Below are 17,097 nucleotides of genomic sequence, written 5' to 3'. Positions count from 1 at the left end.
TTCAGTCCTGTATTTGACTGTGGTTCGCGATCCTCTGGCGCTTTGCTGCGCCCGCCTCACCGGATCACGTCTGTATTGGCTTGATACCGGGCGCGACGAAAAGGATCGTCAGAGCCAATGCCCGGTAGCCTTGAGTAAACATGGCTGTCGGCGTTTCACAAGTCCTGATCGCTGAAAAAGCGACGAATTCGCTCGAAAACATGGCTTTGAGGCCGAAAACCCCCAACTTTCGCGGATTTACGCCGCTTCAGGACGTGGCCAGCAGGCTCACGCCCGTCAGGATCACCATCGCCCAGATCAGGCGGCGTTTCAGATCGCCCTCGCCCAGGATCAGGCTGCCAGCCAGCACCGAGAGCAGTACGGACACCTCGCGCAGCGGCGCCACGTAGACCACGGGCGTGAAGCGCAACGCGATCAGCACGAGGATGTACGCCAGCGGGCTCAGCACCGCGATCACCAGAACGCCAAGCCGTTCCTCGCGCCAGAGCCGCGCGACACGCGCGCGTCGCAGCCATGCCACGGGCGTCAGCAGAACAAGCCGCGACAGGTTCGAGGCATATTCCAGTATCAGCGGTGGGATCAGGATCGCGGTCACCGCATAGGCGTCCCAGACCGTGTAGGCGCCGATCAGCGCGCCCGTCGCCATGCCGAACAGCAGCGACGTTGCTCCCGCCCCGCCCGAAAGGCTGCGCCGCCCACCCGTCAGCATGAAGACGCCCGCGACGATGATGCCTGCGCCAAGCGCCATCTGACCGCTCAGCGCCTCGCCCAGCACAAGGACGGCGAAACTGCCCGACAGGACCGGCCCGGTGGCCCGCGCCGTGGGATAGACGACAGACAGATCGCCCACGCTGTAGGCCTTCTGCAGAAGCAGGAAATAGCCCAGATGCAGCACCGTGCTCCCCGCGATGAACCAAAGATCCCTGAGCGCGAACGTCTCCCAGCCAAAGGCCAGCCAGATTGCAAGCGGCGCGTAGATCACGACCGAGACGAGGGAGAACAGCCAGACAAGCTCCGCGCCCGCATTCAGCCGCTTGACGAAGAGGTTCCAGGTTGCGTGACAGAAGGCCGCCGCCAGAACGAGCGCGAAGCCCGCCGTGCTCATAGAGGCGCGTGGCCCGAAACAGCGCGGTCGCGCCCGTCGAGATCGGGCAGCACCCGCACGCCCTCAAGGCCCGCATCGCGGAAGAAACCCGCCACTGCCGGGCCTTGCGTCGGACCGATCTCGACCAGAAGACGACCACCCGCACTCAGATGCGAAAGGGCGCCGCCTGCGATGGCCCGATAGGCCGACAGCCCGTCGCCGTCATCGGTCAGCGCCATGCGCGGCTCGTAATCGCGTACATCCGGCGCGAGACCCGCCATCTCGGCTGCGGCAATATAGGGCGGGTTCGACACGATCAGGTCAAACCGCTGTCCATCCCCGAGCGGCGCGAACCAAGGCCCTTCGAGAAAGGCCACGCGATCCGTCAGCCCGAAGGTATTGCGATTCCAGAACGCCACTTCCAACGCATCCCGCGACAGATCCGTCGCCACACCGGTGGCTTCGGGCACTTCCGCAGCCAAGGTCAGCGCGATGCAGCCCGAGCCGGTCCCGAGATCGAGAAACCGGGTCACCGGGCCCGACAAGGCCGCCTCGATCAGCGTCTCGGTTTCGGGCCGGGGGTCCAGCACATCTTTCGTGACGAGAAATTCGCGGCCATAGAACATGCGCCGCCCCGTCAGATGGGACACCGGCACCCGCTCCGCCCTGCGCTCGACCATGACGTTGTAGATGACGCTCAGATCCGGCGCGACCGGCTCGGGCAGAAAGAGTGTCAGGCGACCGGGCGGGACTTTCAGCACATGCGCCAGAAGCCTGCGCGCATCCCGCCCCGGATCAGGGATGCCCGCCTCGGACAGCCGCCGCGTGGCACTGGCCAGAAGGACCGATCCGGTGGTCACGCGCCCATCTCGGCCAGCATTGTGGCCTGCGCATCCTGCGTGAGCGCGTCGATGATCTCGTCAAGATCGCCCGCCATGACCTGATCGAGCTTGTAGAGCGTCAGGTTGATGCGGTGATCGGTCAGGCGGCCCTGCTGGAAGTTGTAGGTCCGGATGCGCTCTGACCGGTCGCCCGAGCCCACCTGCGCCCGGCGCAGATCCGAGCGTTCGGACGCGGCCTTCTGGCGCTCGGCATCGAAGAGCCGCGTGCGCAGGACCTGCATCGCGATCTCGCGATTGCGGTGTTGCGACTTCTCGGACGAGGTCACCACGATGCCCGTGGGGATATGCGTGATCCGCACTGCCGAATCGGTGGTGTTGACGTGCTGGCCGCCCGCGCCCGAGGCGCGCATCGTGTCGATCCGGATGTCGTTCGCGTCGATGGCGATGTCGACCTCTTCGGCTTCGGGCAGAACCGCGACGGTCGCGGCCGAGGTATGGATGCGCCCGCCGGACTCCGTTGCAGGCACCCGCTGCACGCGATGCACACCCGATTCGTACTTCAGCCGCGCAAAGACGTCCTGCCCTTCGATCCGGGCAGTCACCTCCTTGATACCGCCGAGTTCCGTGGCCTGTTCCTCAATGATCTCCACGCGCCAGCCCTTGGCCTCGGCGTGCCGCTGATACATGCGCAAGAGATCGCCTGCAAAAAGGGCCGCTTCCTCGCCGCCGGTGCCGGGCCGGATTTCCAGGATGGCAGGCCGCGCATCCGCGGCATCCTTGGGCAGGAGCGCCAGTTGCAACGCATGCTCCACCTCAGGCAGGCGCGCGCGCAGGGTCTGCAACTCGTCCTCGGCCATTTCCCGCATTTCGGGATCGCTCAGCATGGCTTCGGCCTCCGCGATCTCGTCGCCAAGCGCGCGCCATTCGGTGATGACATCCACGACGGGCTTCAACTCGGCATATTCGCGGCCCAAGGCGGCAATGTCGCCCCCGCCCTCGGCCATGCGAGCTTCGAGATATTCGAACCGTTGGGAAAGCTGGACGAGGCGGTCTTCAGGGATCATGCCTCGGGTCTTGCCCCCGGTCCGAGGCGCGGTCAAGGGGCGCTGACTGTCACGAAAGGCTTGATCGAAGGCGCAAGCGCCGCCTAGCATCGATGGAATGAAACGCATGGCTTGCATTCTGGCCGTCATCTGCGGTCCCGCCTTGGCAGACGTGACAACGCCGGGCGGCGCCCCGATCCCGTGCTATTGCACCGATACCGAAGGGGACCGCGTGGAGCTGGGCGAAATCATATGCCTCGATGTCAACGGACGCGTGTTCACCGCGCAATGCCAGATGTCGCTGAACAATCCGATGTGGCGCGAGCTGAACGAAGGCTGCATGTCGAGCGCGCTGGACCCGCGCGCCTTTCCGACAAACCGCACGCCTCGACCGCAGGCAATGATGAGCGTCGCCGAAGCTGGCTAGCCGACCCGCGGGCGTTCATACTGCGCGCGATCTCACTCGGGCGTGGGCAATTCCGCCAGCCAGCCTTCGACACGCGCCTTGTTCACACCGAGATCCGACTGACCGAACCGCGCACGGGCATAAAGCTCGATCTGGTCCTCGACCTGCTGAACGGTGGTGTAATCCGGAAAACCCATCCACTGGGACCGGGTGACATAGGTGATGCGGCCCTCATCGACGCTGCCCGCAAGCAATTCGGTGCGCGGCGTGGACAGGATGATGCGGTCGAGATCCGCCAGCATGCCCTCGCTCGCGGGGATTCGGCGGCGCACGCCCCCGGCCAGGTCCTGATCCGCGGTGACCTGCGGGTCGACATGCCAGACCTCGGGATCGGAAGGCGCGAAGCGGATATAGGCCAGCCCCGCGATGATCAGCAGAATGATCAGCCAGAACACGAATTTCAGCACGATAACGGCCCTTTCATCGGAAGATGTGAGCCCAACGCCGGATCAGCGTTTTCGGGTCCACCCCCACAAACATAATATCTCCATCGCCACATGTGCACCGGCGACGGCGGTTGCCCCCGTCGTATCGTATGGCGGGCTGACCTCAACCACATCGCCGCCCACGACGTTCAGACCGGCGAGATCCCGCAGGCAGATCGCCGCCTGCCCCGAGGACAATCCCCCCCAGACAGGCGTGCCCGTGCCCGGCGCGAAGGCCGGATCGAGGCAATCGATATCGAAGGTCAGGTAGGCAGGCGCATCGCCGACGATGGATTTGACGCGCCTCGCGGTCTCGGCCGGTCCGTTTTCATGTACGAACCGCGCATCGAGGCAGCTCACCCCCATCATGTCGGGATTGGTGGTGCGGATACCCACCGCGACGGAGCGCGCGGGATCGATCAGCCCTTCCTTCACGGCCTTGTAGACGAATGTACCATGGTCGATGCGGTCGGGGTCGTCATCGACCCAGCTGTCGGAATGCGCATCGAACTGCACCAGCGCGAGCGGGCCGTATTTGGCCGCATGCGCCCGCAGGATCGGCAGCGTGAGGAAGTGATCGCCGCCCAGCGTCAGCGCCGCCGCACCCTGATCGAGGATGCTTGCAATATGCGCCTCGGCCAGCGCGGGCACCCCGGCCACATTGGCGTAGTCGAAGGCCAGATCGCCGTAATCGGCGATGGCGAACTCCGAGAGCGGATCGAACCCGTCCCAGCCATAGGGCGGATCATAGGGCTGGAGGCTGGAGGCTTCGCGGATCGCGCGCGGTCCGAACCGGCAGCCCGGCCGGTGCGTCACCGCCTGATCGAAGGGCATGCCCGTCACCGCGATATCATACCCTTTGAGGTCCTTGGTATAGCGCCGCCGCAGGAAGGACGTGGCCCCGGCGAAGGCGTTCTCGAAGGACAAACCGCGCGGGTCGTCGCGGGTGAAGGCGTGGTCGATCTGGGTCTTGGCATCTTCGAGCGCCATGGCGGGGTTTGTCCTTTTTCCCGTGCGACGCGGTTTGTACCGCGCGGCTTTTGCGTTTTTCTGAAAGGTGAAGGGCCGGAAATATGATGGCCGGGACGGCGCGTTATTCCGCTGCGGCCACCTGCGACAGCGCGTGCCGCCGCTCGATCACCTTCACGAAGAACGACGCCCCGAGCGGCGCCACCTCGTCGTTGAAGTCGAATTTCGGGTGATGCACGCCGGGTCCAAGCCCCTGCCCCAGCTTCAGATAGGCGCCGGGCCGCGCTTCCAGCATGTAGGAGAAATCCTCGGCCCCCATCACCGGCGGCGCATCCGCATCGACCGCGTCCCCGCCCGAGATTTCGCGCGCGATGTCGGCCGCGAAAGCAGTCTGCTCGGCATGATTGACCGTCGCGGGGTAGGAGCGGTCGTAATCGATCTCGACGCCGAGTTCCGCACCTGCCGCATGCGCCTCGGCCAACGCCCGGATGCGCGCTTCGGCCATGTCGCGCACGCCTGCATCGAAGGTCCGCACGGTGCCCGCGATCATCGCCGTCTCCGGGATCACGTTCATCGCGGAGCCCGCATGGATCTGCGTGATCGACACCACGATCTGCGCCATCGGGTCCGTCTTGCGCGACGCGATCGTCTGCATCGCAAGACCAAGGCCCATCGCGGCCGGGATCGGATCGATGCAGGTATGCGGACGCGCTGCGTGCCCGCCTTTGCCGCGCAGCGTGATGGTGAAATCGTCCACCGCCGCCATGATCGGACCGGGCCGCGTGGCGAACGCGCCCTCGGGCAAGGCGGGCGAGTTGTGCAGGGCGTAGACTTCCTCGATGCCGAAGCGGTCCATCACGCCCTCCTCGACCATGATCCGCGCGCCGCCGATGGTTTCCTCGGCGGGCTGGAACAGCAGCACGACCCGGCCCGAAAAGTTGCGCGTCTCGGCAAGGTAGCGCGCGGCGCCCAGAAGCATCGCCGTATGCCCGTCATGACCGCAGGCATGCATCTTGCCCGGCACGGTGGAGGCATGCTCCGCCCCCGTCTCTTCGGTCATGGGCAGCGCATCCATATCCGCGCGCAAGCCCGTCACCGGCCCCGGACCCTGCCCCTCGATGATCGCGACCACGCCCGTCCGCGCGATGCCCTCATGCACCTCGTCCACGCCGAATTCCCGAAGCCGTGCGGCCACGAAGGCCGCGGTCTCGTGACAATCGAGACCCAGCTCGGGATGGGCATGCAGATGCCGCCGCCAGGCTGTCATCTCGGGGGCGAATTCGGCGATACGGTTCACGGGCGGCATAGACTGGACTCCTCGAAGGGCTTGGGCCATCCCTCGGACAGGAACTGACGGGGACTGCACCATGGATGACGCGCTGATCCACGATCCGCAAGGCGGGATGCCACGGCTTCTGGCGATCATGGCCGCCCTGCGCGATCCCGAGCGCGGCTGTCCCTGGGATGTGGAGCAGACCTTCGCCACCATCGCCCCCTACACGATCGAGGAGGCCTTCGAGGTCGCCGACGCCATCGAACGCGAGGCCTGGGACGAGCTGAAGGGCGAGCTCGGTGATCTTCTGTTCCAGTCTGTCTTTCACGCCCAGATCGCCGCCGACCGGGGCATGTTCGACTTTCACGACGTGGCCAATGCCATCGCCGACAAGATGGTCGCCCGGCACCCGCATGTCTTCGGCGACGAATCGAACGCGAAAAGCGCAGAGCAGCAGACCCGCGACTGGGAGGCGGTGAAGGCCGCCGAACGCGCGGGCCGGGCCGAGACGGGCGTGCTTGACGGCGTCGCGAAGGGCCTGCCCGCCCTGACCCGCGCGGTGAAGCTGCAGAACCGCGCGGCTCGCGTGGGCTTCGACTGGCCCGAGACGGATCAGGTGATCGACAAGATCGTCGAGGAAGCGCAGGAGCTGCGCGAGGCCACGGACCCCGCTCATATCGAGGAGGAGTTCGGCGATCTTCTCTTCGTCATAGCCAATCTCGCCCGCCACATGAAGATTGACCCCGAGGCGGCCCTGCGCAGCGCCAACCAGAAGTTCATCCGCCGCTTCGGTGCAGTCGAGGCCGAGCTCAAGACGCGCGGCAAACGACCCGAGGACAGTGATCTCGCCGAGATGGACGCGCTCTGGGATGCCGCCAAGGCGCGTGAAAAGGCGCAGGGCTGAGCGCGCGGTCCCGCTGAGACGCGCGCAGCGGCGCATTCCACCCCCATTTCCAGTTCGAATACCCCCTTGCCCCGCTTTGGCGGATCATTGCTGCACGCGCCTTCGCGGCAAAAATTTTATTCCGATTTTTTTGGTCGGGTATTGACCTGACTAAATTGGTCGGGCATTTCGAGGGCATCGGAACCAAATGCAAGACCAACAGGAGACATCATGTCCGTCCGTTCCACGCCTCTCGGCGCCGCCACGCTCGCGATCCTCGCCGCCACGCCCGCACTGGCCGAGGTCAACATCTATTCGCAGCGCCAGCCTGAGCTGATCGCCCCGATCACCGATGCCTTCACCAAAGAGACCGGGATCGAGACCAACGTGGTCTTCCTCGACGAAGGCCTGACCGAGCGCCTGCAGGCCGAGGGCAGCCGCAGCCCCGCCGACATCATCATGACCGTGGACATCGCGCGCCTCAGCCAGGCGGTCGAGGCCGGTGTCACGCAGGCGGTGGAAAGCCCCGCTCTCGTCGACAACATCCCCGCCGCCTTCCGCGATCCGGGCAATGAATGGTTCGGCGTGACGACCCGTGCGCGCATCGTCTACGCCTCGAAAGAGCGCGTCGATCCGTCGGAGATCACCACCTACGAGGATCTGGCCTCCGACAAGTGGGAAGGCCGCATCTGCACCCGTTCGGGCACCCATCCCTACAACCTCGCCCTCGTCTCCGCGATGATCCATCACCACGGCTACGAGGAAGCGAAGACCTGGGCACAGGGCCTCAAGGACAACCTCGCACGCAAGCCGCAGGGCAATGACCGCGCGCAGGTCCGCGCGATCTGGGCCGGCGAATGCGATATCTCGCTCGGCAACACCTATTACATGGGCAAGATGCTCGAGGACGAAGAGCAGACCGCCTGGGCCGAAAGCGTCAACGTGCTGTTCCCGGAATTCGAGAATGGCGGCACGCATCTGAACGTCTCCGGCGCATCGATGACCGCAGCGGCACCGAACCGCGAGGACGCGCAGAAATTCCTCGACTTCCTGGCCTCCTCCGACGCGCAGGAGATCTACGCCGAGGTGAACTACGAATACCCCGTGCGCCCCGGCGCAGAGGTTTCCGAAACGGTCGCGTCCTGGGGTGAATTCACCGCCGATGACGTGAACCTGATGGACCTTGCCGCCCTGCGCTCCGACGCGCTGCGGATCATGGAAGAGATCAATTTCGACGGCTGACGGTTCCCTCCGCTCCGCTCGATGACTGGCCCCGGCACTGCGTGTGCCGGGGTTTTTTCGTCGCATTTGCTGCGGATTGTGGTGAAATCCTCATGTGGCGCTATCTTTTTCGGTGCCCAGACGAGATGACACGCAGCATGCAAACCAAATACGACAGCTATCCCGGCTCCAACGCCACACGGCCCCAGGACCTGCCCGCCCGCGCCTGGTGGCAGATCCTGAAACGCGTCTACAGCGATACGGTCGCCGACAACGTGCTGGTGATTGCTGCGGGCGTGGCCTTCTTCGGGCTTCTCGCGATCTTTCCCGCCGTCACCGCGCTGATTTCCGTGGCGGGCTACGCGCTCGATCCGACGGATGTGGCGGCAGAGCTTGATGAGCTTGCGGCCCTCCTGCCCGAAAACGCGGCCGACATCCTGCAGGACCAGGTGATCCAGGTCACAGGCGGGTCCGAAAGCGCCACGGGTCTTCTGTCGATCCTGTCGCTGCTTCTGGCGGTCTACGGCGCCACGCGCGGGGTGAAGACGCTGATGGCCGGCATCAACGTGGCCTACGGTGAGCGGGAGCAGCGGGGCTTTTTCAAGCTCAACTTCACCGCCTATGTGCTGACATCCGTGCTGATCTTCGGCGTTCTGGTGTCGCTGGCGATGATGATCGGCACGCCCGCCGCGCTGGCTTTCGTCGGCCTGTCCTACCAGGTCGAGACGCTGATCCTCGGCGCGCAATTCCTGCTTCTGGGCCTCATGTCCATCGGCGGGCTGTCGTTTCTCTATCGCTACGCGCCCTCGCGCCGTCCGCCGAAATGGCGCTGGGTGGTGCCGGGCGCGGTGCTGGCCACGTTTCTGTGGATGATCGGCACGACCGGCTTCTCGATCTACGCCAAGAATTTCGCGAGCTACAACGAGACATACGGCGCGCTTGGCGGGGTCATCATCCTGCTGACCTGGATGTGGCTGTCGGCCTTCATCATCCTTCTGGGCGCCGAGGTGAATGCCGAGATGGAGTATCAGACGGGCCGCGATTCGACCGCCGGGAAGCGCGAACGACGCATGGGCGAGCGCGGGGCGGCCAAGGCCGACAAGATGCCCGGGCGTCTCGGCAACGGCTCCATGCCCGACCCGGCCGCCGAGTAGGCCCGCACGGTCCGCCACCCCGATTTCGACCTTGTGGTGCCACGAAAAAACGGCGCCCCGAGCGGGACGCCGTTTTCAATCATTCGGTTGCGTTCAAGGGCGCTTACGCGGCTTCCTTGATGAACTTCACCGCATCGCCAAAGGTCTGGATCGTCTCGGCGGCGTCGTCGGGGATTTCGATACCGAATTCCTCTTCGAAGGCCATGACCAGCTCGACGGTGTCGAGGCTGTCTGCGCCCAGGTCGTCGATGAACGATGCGTTCTCGACCACTTTGTCCTCTTCCACGCCAAGATGCTCGACCACAATCTTGCGCACGCGATCTTCGATGTCGCTCATTGTCACTTCCTCATCGTTGTCCGGGCACCTTGGCCCAATGTGCCGCTCCGAAACGTCCCGAAGCGGCGATGTCCCCGGTTGCCCGGGGGTGAAGGGTGTCAGGCCCGGATCGTTGTCCCGGTTCCAAAACTGGCTGCGCTCTTACCACAGCGTCCGGCAGAGGCAAACGGTTTCCGGCCCCGGCGTCAAGCCGACTCTTAGAGCATCGCCATGCCGCCATTGACGTGCAGGGTCGTTCCCGTGACATAGCCCGCCTCCGGGCTCGACAAGTAGAGAACCGCCGCTGCGATCTCCTCGGGCGTGCCCATGCGCGCCATGGGGATCTGGCCCATGATCTGGCCTTTCTGCTCGTCATTGAGCTTTTCTGTCATCGCGGTTTCGATGAAGCCCGGCGCCACGGCGTTGACGGTGATGTTGCGCGTGGCGACCTCGTAGGCCAGCGATTTGGACATGCCGACCATGCCTGCCTTGGCCGCGGCATAGTTCGCCTGACCGGGATTGCCGGTGGCCCCCACGATGGACGAGATATTCACGATCCGGCCCCAGCGCGCCTTCATCATGCCGCGCATCACGCCCTTGCAGAGTTTGAAGGTCGCCGTGAGATTTACATCGAGCACCGATTGCCATTCGTCATCCGACATCCGCATGAAGATGTTGTCGCGGGTGATACCCGCATTGTTCACGAGGATATCGACGGCGCCCATCGCCTCCGCGGCCTGTTTCGGCAGCGCGGCCACGGCATCGGCATCCGAGAGGTTGCAGGGCAGCACGAAGGCGCGCTCGCCCAGCTCCTCGGCCAGCGCCTGAAGCGGCGCCTCGCGGGTGCCCGAAAGGCCCACATTGGCCCCGGCGCCGTGCAGCGCACGGGCGATCTCGCCTCCGATGCCACCAGAGGCGCCGGTAATCAGCGCCGATTTTCCCGTCAGATCGAACATGTCCGTCTCTCCCATCTCCGGCGCTTCCCGAGCGCGCTCAATTCCGTCTCGAGGTGGTGCCACCTCATCGGGCCCGGGCGGGCCCTTTTCGGCCTTATCCCGCGGCGGCAGCCGTCACATCGGCCGGTGTGCCCACGGCCCGCGTCTCGGCCTCCTTGGCGATGCGGCGGACCATGCCCGACAACGCCTTCCCGGCGCCCACTTCCCAGAAGGCATCGACGCCCTGCGCGGCCATCCAGATCACGCTTTCGCGCCAGCGCACCACACCGGTGACCTGTTCGATCAGCAGCGCGCGGATCGCATCGGGATCGCTGACCGCCTCGGCGCGCACATTGGCCACCACGGGCACGGCGGGCGCGCTGATATTGATCTCGGACAGTGCCTCTTCCATCACGCGCGCGGCAGGCGCCATCAGGCTGCAATGGAACGGGGCCGAGACCGGCAGCATCAGCGCGCGCTTGGCGCCCTTCTCCTTGGCGAGCGCCGCGGCGCGTTCCACCGCCGCCTTGTGCCCGGAGATCACCACCTGCGCGGGATCGTTGTCATTGGCCGCAGCACAGACGTCGCCCTCGGCGGCCTCAGCTGCGATCGCGCGAACCGCGTCGATATCGAGCCCGAGGATCGCCGCCATGGCGCCTTGGCCCACGGGCACGGCCTCCTGCATGGCGCGGCCGCGGATCCGCAGCGCGCGGGCGCAATCTGCCACGCTGAGCGCCCCGGCGGCGGCCAGCGCCGAATATTCCCCGAGCGAATGGCCCGCCACGTAATCGGCATCCGTGACCTTGATCCCCTCGGCCTCGAGCGCGCGCATCGCCGCCATCGAGGTGGCCATCAGCGCGGGCTGCGCGTTCTCGGTCAGGGTCAGCTTGTCGGCCTCGCCCTCCCAGATCAGCGCCGAGAGCTTTTCCCCCAGCGCGTCATCCACCTCGTCGAAGACGGCGCGGGCCGCCGGATAGGCCTCCGCCAGATCACGGCCCATGCCGATGGCCTGGGCGCCCTGGCCCGGAAAGAGGAAAGCGCGGCTCATATGGTCCTCCGATTGTCTGTCCCTCGGCCTCTTGTCGGGCCGCTGGCGCACATAACGTTGACCGGGGGTGTACCGGGCGCGGGCGGAGGGCGCAACGGGATGCGCATCTTCTGTGCGAGCGTGCGCGATTGTCCCCGCCACCAAGTCCCTTATTTCACACCGCAACGCATCCTGATCCAAACGAACGGGGACACGCCTCCATGCCTGCCGGAAATACACAGACCCGCTACGGTTGGGTCGCCAAATCCTTCCACTGGATCGTCGCCCTCGGCATGATCGCCAATATCGCGCTGGGTCTCTGGGCCGAGTGGCTGCCGCTTGGCGGCGAGGCGGAGATCGCGCTGAAGAAGACCGCCTTCTCGATCCACAAGACTCTGGGTGTGACCATCCTGATCGTGGCCATCCTGCGCATCTTCTGGGCGCTGTCGCAGCCCAAGCCCGTGCCGCTGCATCTCGAGCGAAAGTTTGAGACCTTCGCTGCCGATGCCGCCCATTGGCTGCTTTATGGCTCGATCATCCTGATCCCGCTGACCGGCTGGGCCTATCATTCCGCGACCTCGGGCTTTGCGCCGATCTGGTGGCCCTTCGGACAATCCCTGCCCTTCATTCCCGAAAGCGAGCGGCTGGCAGGCATCTTCTCGACCCTGCATTACCTCTTCAACGTGACGCTGTGGCTGGCGCTTGCCGCGCATATCCTGGGCGCCCTCAAGCATCAGTTCATCGACAAGGACGCGACGCTGGCGCGGATGCTGCCTGGCCGCAAGGAAGCGGGCATCGTGCCCACGCGTCACGGCCATGTCCTGCCCGCCTTCGCGGCGATTGCCGTTTGGGCGGTGGTGCTGGGCGGCGCAGGCTATGCGGGCTGGTACGCGCCTAAGGACACCGGCACCGAGACCGCAGCCCTGGACGAGGTCACCTCGGACTGGGTGGTACAGGACGGCACGCTGGCGCTTGCCATTACCCAGAACGGCGCCGAAGTGACCGGGGAATTCGCCGACTGGACCGCCGACATCACCTTCGCGGAGCAGGACCAGCCGGGTGTCTGGGGCGATGTGGTCGTCGAGGTTGCGATCGGCTCGATCACCCTCGGGTCGGTCACGGGCCAGGCCAAGGGCCCCGATTTCCTCGCGGCCGAGGAATTCCCTCGTGCGCGCTACGAGGCCGATATCGTGAAGGTCGCCGACGGGTACGAGGCGCAGGGCACGCTGAGCCTGAAGAGCGAGACCGCACCCCTGACCCTGCCGTTCCAGCTCAGCATCTCGGAAGAGGGCGTGGCCGAGATGGATGGCCGTCTGACCATGGACCGGCGCACCTTCGGCGTGGGCACGAACATCCAGGACGAGAGCCAGCTTGGCTTCTCCGTCGACCTCCGCGTGACCCTCACGGCCCAGCGGAATGCAGAAGCGGGCGCCTGACCCTCATCGCTTTATGTTAGAGAAACGCGCGGCGGCCCACCCGTCGCGCGTTTTTCGTTCCTGAGCCATGGATGAGCGCGCCCTGCCCCCAATCCGCCCGCTTGCGCCAGTTCCACCAACGCGCTCAAAGGCCGGACCCGGGCCCCAAAAGCCCCCGAGCCCGCAGCCTCACGAGCCCGTGAAGTCCCCGCGACGTCTCGTCTCTGGCAGGGCATGGGTTGGCAGGCCACCTCATCCCCAGACGCAGAAAGAGCAGAAAGGACAATCAGCGATGAAACGCATTCTGATGACTGCAACCGCCGCAATGGCCCTCGCCTCCCCGGCACTTGCCGAGACGATCGAGGTCGAGATGCTGAACCGCGACGACGAAGGAAACAACATGGTCTTCGGCCAGGAACTGATCGAGGCCGAGGTGGGCGACGTGATCCGCTTCGTGCCCACCGACAAGGGTCACAACGCGCAATCCGTCGATGGGGCGATCCCCGAAGGCCAGGAAGGCTTCAAGGGTCGGATCAACCAGGAGATCGAGTACGAGATCACCGAAGCGGGCCTCACCGCCGTGATCTGCCAGCCGCATGTCGGCCTTGGCATGGCCGCGCTCATCGTGGCGGGCGAAGACACGTCGAACGCCGATGCGGTGCTCGAGGCACGCATTCCGGGCCGCTCGGGCGACAAGATCGAAGCACTCGTCGAGGAAGCCCGCGCCATGACCGAAGGCGGCGAGATGGAAGATACGGATAGCGAAAACAGCTAAGCCGACATCTTTGATCGATAACGGAAAATGCCCGTCAGTTTCTGGCGGGCATTTTCATGTCCGGATCACCCGTCGTCAAATCGGCCAATCACACCGGCTGCCTGTCGCGCGGACCGTAATCATTGGCCCCGCCAGCCCCCCGCTGCACGAAGAAGTAGAGCAGCACCAAGGCGCCGATGACGGGGATCAGCACCAGCAGATACCACCATCCGGATTTGTTCACATCATGCAGGCGCCGCACGCCAACCGCGATCCAGGGCAGAAAGACCGCCAGCGAAAATAGCGCGCCGAGGATCGAGACGGGCTGGCCCGCCGCAGAGGTGCCGAACAGGGCCCGGTCGATCAGGCCGCAGAGGAAATTTCCCAACACGAGAAACAGCGCGAAGTACCAGAATTCCGGCCGCGCGGCACGGCCCTGGAACGTGGCATATTTGGAAAAGCAGGTCTTGATTGCTTCGGTGAAGGTCATCTTTGCCCTCTCATGCCAAGGGATGGGAACCAATGCCGCCAGCATGCCCCGTCCCGGCGTTTCCACCAAGCGTTCGGCGCGAAGACCAGGTGGGGCCGCATCCGATTAACTCTCACGAAAAATGCCCGCCGGACGAACCGACGGGCATCATCAAACGCTTAGAAAGCGGAGGCGCTTATTTCGCGGCCTGATCTTCGTCCGACTTCGACGCTTCGATCGAGATCATGACCTGCACTTCGTCCGAGACGTAAGGCGCGAACGCACCGACGTTGAAGTCCGAGCGCAACAGCGTGGTCGTTGCGTCGAAACCGACCCAGGGCTTGTTCTCCATCGGGTGCGACATCTGCTGGTTCAGCGTGGCGTCCAGCACGACCTCTTTCGTCACGCCATTCATCGACAGATCGCCGGTGATGTTGGCCGTGTTCTCGCCGGTCACTTCGATGCCGGTGGAGGTGAAGGTGACCATGTCGCCCTCTTCCGCGCCGAAGAAGTCATCGGCCATGAAGTGGTTGAAGCGGGCTTCCCAGCCGGTGAACATCGACATGACCGGGAAAGACACCTCGACGGAGGAGTTCGCGGGATCTTCCTCGTCGAACATGATCTCGCCTTCGAAGCCGGAGAACATGCCGTAGGTGGTCGAGAAGCCGAGGTGGTTGTAGTTGAACACGACCTGGCTGTGGCTCGCATCGAGGTCCCACTTCTCGGGCGCGGCGAGGGCTGCGAAAGGAAGGGCGGTCAGGGCTGCTGCAAAGGCAAGGGTCTTCATCTGTATCTCCATCTGTTGGCCGGATTGGCGTGATGTGATGGAGTAGTTGAGCCTTCGGGCGGAAACGCCAAGGCCCCGAGATATCACAGCATCTGTTGAATTTTGAACAAATGTCGGCGTGTCGGTCCGTACGTGCAGAGAGGGCTCAGCGCGCGCGGGCCGCGCAGCCCATCGCGGCCAGACCGGCTCCGCCCAGAAAGACCGACAGCCCGAGCTTGATCAGCGCCATTTCAGGCACGGCCAATCCGGTCTCCGCCATCCAGAGCCCCGGCACCGCGGCAAGGCAGCCGAGCCCGAGCGCCCCGAACCAGAGCCGCGCCAGGATCGAAAGGCCCACCGGCAACTCGGACAATTCGGTGCTGTGCTGATCGTTGAAATAAGCCATTGGGGTCACCCTGCGATTGTTCTCGTATTGGAATTAATCCCCGGATTCGGACTGCATTGGGGCAAGGAAGGGGTAATGCGCGGGCAGCCTGCCTCGGTTGCGCCACAATCCCGCGCAGGCGTGGTCGAAACGCCGCCGCCCAAGCCCTGCCGCGCCCCTTGCACCATGGGTCAATCCGTGTATACGGAGCGCTCCTTTCGCAAGACGTATCACCCCGCGCAGACTCTCGTGGACAGGGGCGGAAGGATGAATACCTGTCCTATGAAATGCGCCGACATATGAACGGAGACCACATGCCGCTTTACGAGCATGTCTTTATCTCGCGCCAGGACCTGTCCAACACCCAGGCCGAGGGCCTCGTCGAACACTTCTCCTCCATTCTTTCGGATAACGGCGGCACGCTTGTCGAATCCGAGTACTGGGGCGTGAAGACCATGGCCTACAAGATCAACAAGAACCGCAAGGGCCACTACGCCTACCTGCGCACGGACGCCCCCGCGACTGCCGTGCAGGAGATGGAGCGCCTGATGCGTCTGCATGACGACGTGATGCGCGTGATGACCATCAAGGTCGACGCTCACGAAGAAGGCCCCTCGGTCCAGATGCAGAAACGTGACGAACGCGACGGCCGTCGCGAGCGCCGCAACTGATCGCCTGAAGAGAAGGACATAAACCATGGCAGCAAAACCGTTTTTCCGCCGCCGCAAGGTCTGCCCGTTCTCGGGCGACAACGCGCCGAAGATCGACTACAAGGACACCAAGCTCCTGCAGCGCTACATTTCCGAGCGTGGCAAGATCGTCCCCTCGCGCATCACCGCCGTCTCGGCAAAGAAGCAGCGTGAACTGGCCCGCGCCATCAAGCGCGCCCGCTTCCTCGCCCTTCTGCCCTACGCCGTGAAGTAAGGAGAGCACGCACATGCAAGTCATTCTTCTGGAACGCGTGGCCAAGCTCGGCCAGATGGGCGACGTCGTCGACGTCAAGCCCGGCTTCGCGCGCAACTACCTTCTGCTGCAGGGCAAGGCCCTGACCGCATCGAAGGAAAACATCGCCGCTTTCGAAGGCCAGAAGGCCGATCTCGAAGCGCGCAACCTCGAGACCCGCAAGGAAGCCGAGGCCGTGGCCGACAAGCTCGGCGGCGAGCAGTTCATCGTGATTCGTCAGGCCTCCGACGGTGGCAACCTCTACGGCTCCGTCACCACCCGTGACGCTTCCGAGGTCTGCAAGGAGGCCGGCTTCTCGGTCGACCGCAAGCAGGTCATCATCCGCGAGCCCATCAAGGAGCTGGGCCTGCACGAGGTCGAGCTGCACCTGCACCCCGAAGTGATCACCACGATCACCCTCAACGTCGCCCGCTCGCCCGAAGAGGCCGAGCTACAGGCGTCCGGCCGCTCCATCCAGGACGCAGCCGCCGAGGAAGAGGCACAGGCCGAGTTCGAGATCGCGGAACTCTTCGACGATCTGGGCGCCGCTCAGCTCGACGAGCTGGAGACCGAGGCCGAGCAGGCCACCGATCAGCCCGCCGTGCAGGAAAAAGAAGAGCTGGACGAAAAGCTCGACGACGACAAGTAAGCTTCGGTTTCGACCGATCGCTTTGGAAAGGCCGCGGCGCATCACGCCCGCGGCCTTTTTGCTGCTAGCAAGTGGCACG

General features: G+C 64.7%; 21 protein-coding genes. 9 read left to right on the top strand and 12 right to left on the bottom strand.

Features of this window, described 5'->3' with window-relative positions:
• Window positions 1-247: 247 nt before the first annotated feature.
• The 3 genes from FIV09_RS07940 to prfA are packed head-to-tail and all read right to left on the bottom strand — an operon-like array spanning window position 248 to window position 2,990.
• On the bottom strand, window positions 248-1,105 hold the full coding sequence (locus FIV09_RS07940; protein WP_152449481.1) for a DMT family transporter: 858 nt from the start codon (window positions 1,103-1,105) through the stop codon (window positions 248-250).
• Window positions 1,102-1,944 carry a peptide chain release factor N(5)-glutamine methyltransferase gene (gene prmC / locus FIV09_RS07935; protein ID WP_152449480.1) on the bottom strand — a complete coding sequence of 281 codons (843 nt, stop codon included), beginning with the start codon at window positions 1,942-1,944 and terminating at the stop codon, window positions 1,102-1,104. Before prmC ends, FIV09_RS07940 begins: the two co-directional genes overlap by 4 nt.
• Window positions 1,941-2,990, bottom strand: a complete 1,050-nt coding sequence (gene prfA / locus FIV09_RS07930; RefSeq protein WP_152449479.1) for a peptide chain release factor 1 — start codon at window positions 2,988-2,990, stop codon at window positions 1,941-1,943. Before prfA ends, prmC begins: the two co-directional genes overlap by 4 nt.
• 106 nt (window positions 2,991-3,096) lie before the next feature.
• Here prfA and FIV09_RS07925 point away from each other — a divergent pair, with 106 nt between their 5' ends.
• Complete coding sequence (locus FIV09_RS07925; protein ID WP_371417756.1) at window positions 3,097-3,396, top strand: hypothetical protein; 300 nt, start codon at window positions 3,097-3,099, stop codon at window positions 3,394-3,396.
• Between the two features lie 32 nt (window positions 3,397-3,428).
• Here FIV09_RS07925 and FIV09_RS07920 read toward each other — a convergent pair whose 3' ends face one another.
• The 3 genes from FIV09_RS07920 to FIV09_RS07910 form a co-directional block, all read right to left on the bottom strand.
• The gene (locus tag FIV09_RS07920; protein ID WP_152452448.1) at window positions 3,429-3,839 is read right to left on the bottom strand and encodes a DUF1499 domain-containing protein; all 411 of its coding nucleotides are present in this window, start codon (window positions 3,837-3,839) and stop codon (window positions 3,429-3,431) included.
• A 45-nt stretch (window positions 3,840-3,884) separates the two neighbouring features.
• A complete protein-coding gene (speB, locus tag FIV09_RS07915; RefSeq protein WP_152449478.1) occupies window positions 3,885-4,850 on the bottom strand; it encodes an agmatinase in 966 nt (321 codons plus the stop codon).
• Window positions 4,851-4,953: 103 nt separating this feature from the next.
• Window positions 4,954-6,135 carry a M20 aminoacylase family protein gene (locus FIV09_RS07910; protein WP_152449477.1) on the bottom strand — a complete coding sequence of 394 codons (1,182 nt, stop codon included), beginning with the start codon at window positions 6,133-6,135 and terminating at the stop codon, window positions 4,954-4,956.
• A gap of 61 nt (window positions 6,136-6,196) precedes the next feature.
• On the opposite strand from FIV09_RS07910, the gene mazG reads away from it, so the two are divergent.
• The 3 genes from mazG (at window position 6,197) to FIV09_RS07895 (ending at window position 9,360) form a co-directional block, all read left to right on the top strand.
• A complete protein-coding gene (mazG, locus tag FIV09_RS07905) occupies window positions 6,197-7,006 on the top strand; it encodes a nucleoside triphosphate pyrophosphohydrolase (protein ID WP_152449476.1) in 810 nt (269 codons plus the stop codon).
• 210 nt (window positions 7,007-7,216) lie between these two features.
• Window positions 7,217-8,227: a Fe(3+) ABC transporter substrate-binding protein gene (locus FIV09_RS07900; protein ID WP_152449475.1), complete on the top strand. Its 1,011-nt coding sequence runs from the start codon at window positions 7,217-7,219 to the stop codon at window positions 8,225-8,227.
• Between the two features lie 137 nt (window positions 8,228-8,364).
• A complete protein-coding gene (locus FIV09_RS07895) occupies window positions 8,365-9,360 on the top strand; it encodes a YihY/virulence factor BrkB family protein (RefSeq protein ID WP_172975660.1) in 996 nt (331 codons plus the stop codon).
• A gap of 103 nt (window positions 9,361-9,463) precedes the next feature.
• On the opposite strand, the gene FIV09_RS07890 is transcribed toward FIV09_RS07895, so the two are convergent.
• The 3 genes from FIV09_RS07890 to fabD all read right to left on the bottom strand — a co-directional run bounded on the left by FIV09_RS07890 (window position 9,464) and on the right by fabD (window position 11,659).
• Window positions 9,464-9,697 carry an acyl carrier protein gene (locus FIV09_RS07890; RefSeq protein WP_076448265.1) on the bottom strand — a complete coding sequence of 78 codons (234 nt, stop codon included), beginning with the start codon at window positions 9,695-9,697 and terminating at the stop codon, window positions 9,464-9,466.
• A 197-nt stretch (window positions 9,698-9,894) separates the two neighbouring features.
• Entirely contained in the window at window positions 9,895-10,632 is a 738-nt protein-coding gene (gene fabG / locus FIV09_RS07885; protein WP_152449473.1) for a 3-oxoacyl-ACP reductase FabG, read from the bottom strand.
• A gap of 94 nt (window positions 10,633-10,726) precedes the next feature.
• Window positions 10,727-11,659 (bottom strand): ACP S-malonyltransferase, encoded by a 933-nt coding sequence (gene fabD / locus FIV09_RS07880; protein ID WP_152449472.1) that lies wholly within the window; start codon window positions 11,657-11,659, stop codon window positions 10,727-10,729.
• Window positions 11,660-11,859: 200 nt separating this feature from the next.
• Here fabD and FIV09_RS07875 point away from each other — a divergent pair, with 200 nt between their 5' ends.
• Both FIV09_RS07875 and FIV09_RS07870 read left to right on the top strand, forming a co-directional pair.
• Window positions 11,860-13,074: a cytochrome b/b6 domain-containing protein gene (locus FIV09_RS07875; RefSeq protein WP_152449471.1), complete on the top strand. Its 1,215-nt coding sequence runs from the start codon at window positions 11,860-11,862 to the stop codon at window positions 13,072-13,074.
• Window positions 13,075-13,345: 271 nt separating this feature from the next.
• Window positions 13,346-13,828: a plastocyanin/azurin family copper-binding protein gene (locus FIV09_RS07870; protein ID WP_152449470.1), complete on the top strand. Its 483-nt coding sequence runs from the start codon at window positions 13,346-13,348 to the stop codon at window positions 13,826-13,828.
• An 88-nt stretch (window positions 13,829-13,916) separates the two neighbouring features.
• Here the strand turns inward: FIV09_RS07870 and FIV09_RS07865 are convergent, their stop codons facing one another.
• The 3 genes from FIV09_RS07865 to FIV09_RS07855 form a co-directional block, all read right to left on the bottom strand.
• Window positions 13,917-14,297: a DUF805 domain-containing protein gene (locus FIV09_RS07865; RefSeq protein WP_152449469.1), complete on the bottom strand. Its 381-nt coding sequence runs from the start codon at window positions 14,295-14,297 to the stop codon at window positions 13,917-13,919.
• A 175-nt stretch (window positions 14,298-14,472) separates the two neighbouring features.
• Window positions 14,473-15,063 (bottom strand): YceI family protein, encoded by a 591-nt coding sequence (locus FIV09_RS07860; protein ID WP_152449468.1) that lies wholly within the window; start codon window positions 15,061-15,063, stop codon window positions 14,473-14,475.
• Between the two features lie 145 nt (window positions 15,064-15,208).
• Complete coding sequence (locus FIV09_RS07855; RefSeq protein ID WP_152449467.1) at window positions 15,209-15,448, bottom strand: hypothetical protein; 240 nt, start codon at window positions 15,446-15,448, stop codon at window positions 15,209-15,211.
• A gap of 293 nt (window positions 15,449-15,741) precedes the next feature.
• On the opposite strand from FIV09_RS07855, the gene rpsF reads away from it, so the two are divergent.
• The 3 genes from rpsF to rplI are packed head-to-tail and all read left to right on the top strand — an operon-like array spanning window position 15,742 to window position 17,018.
• The gene (gene rpsF / locus FIV09_RS07850; RefSeq protein WP_152452446.1) at window positions 15,742-16,098 is read left to right on the top strand and encodes a 30S ribosomal protein S6; all 357 of its coding nucleotides are present in this window, start codon (window positions 15,742-15,744) and stop codon (window positions 16,096-16,098) included.
• Window positions 16,099-16,123: 25 nt separating this feature from the next.
• Entirely contained in the window at window positions 16,124-16,351 is a 228-nt protein-coding gene (gene rpsR / locus FIV09_RS07845) for a 30S ribosomal protein S18 (RefSeq protein ID WP_008328567.1), read from the top strand.
• A 13-nt stretch (window positions 16,352-16,364) separates the two neighbouring features.
• The gene (rplI, locus tag FIV09_RS07840) at window positions 16,365-17,018 is read left to right on the top strand and encodes a 50S ribosomal protein L9 (protein ID WP_152449466.1); all 654 of its coding nucleotides are present in this window, start codon (window positions 16,365-16,367) and stop codon (window positions 17,016-17,018) included.
• Window positions 17,019-17,097 lie beyond the last annotated feature (79 nt).

The organism is Roseivivax sp. THAF197b, assembly GCF_009363255.1.
GTDB lineage: Bacteria > Pseudomonadota > Alphaproteobacteria > Rhodobacterales > Rhodobacteraceae > Roseivivax.
Note: the sequence above shows the minus strand (reverse complement) of the source record. Positions and strands in the feature narration are given on the sequence as shown.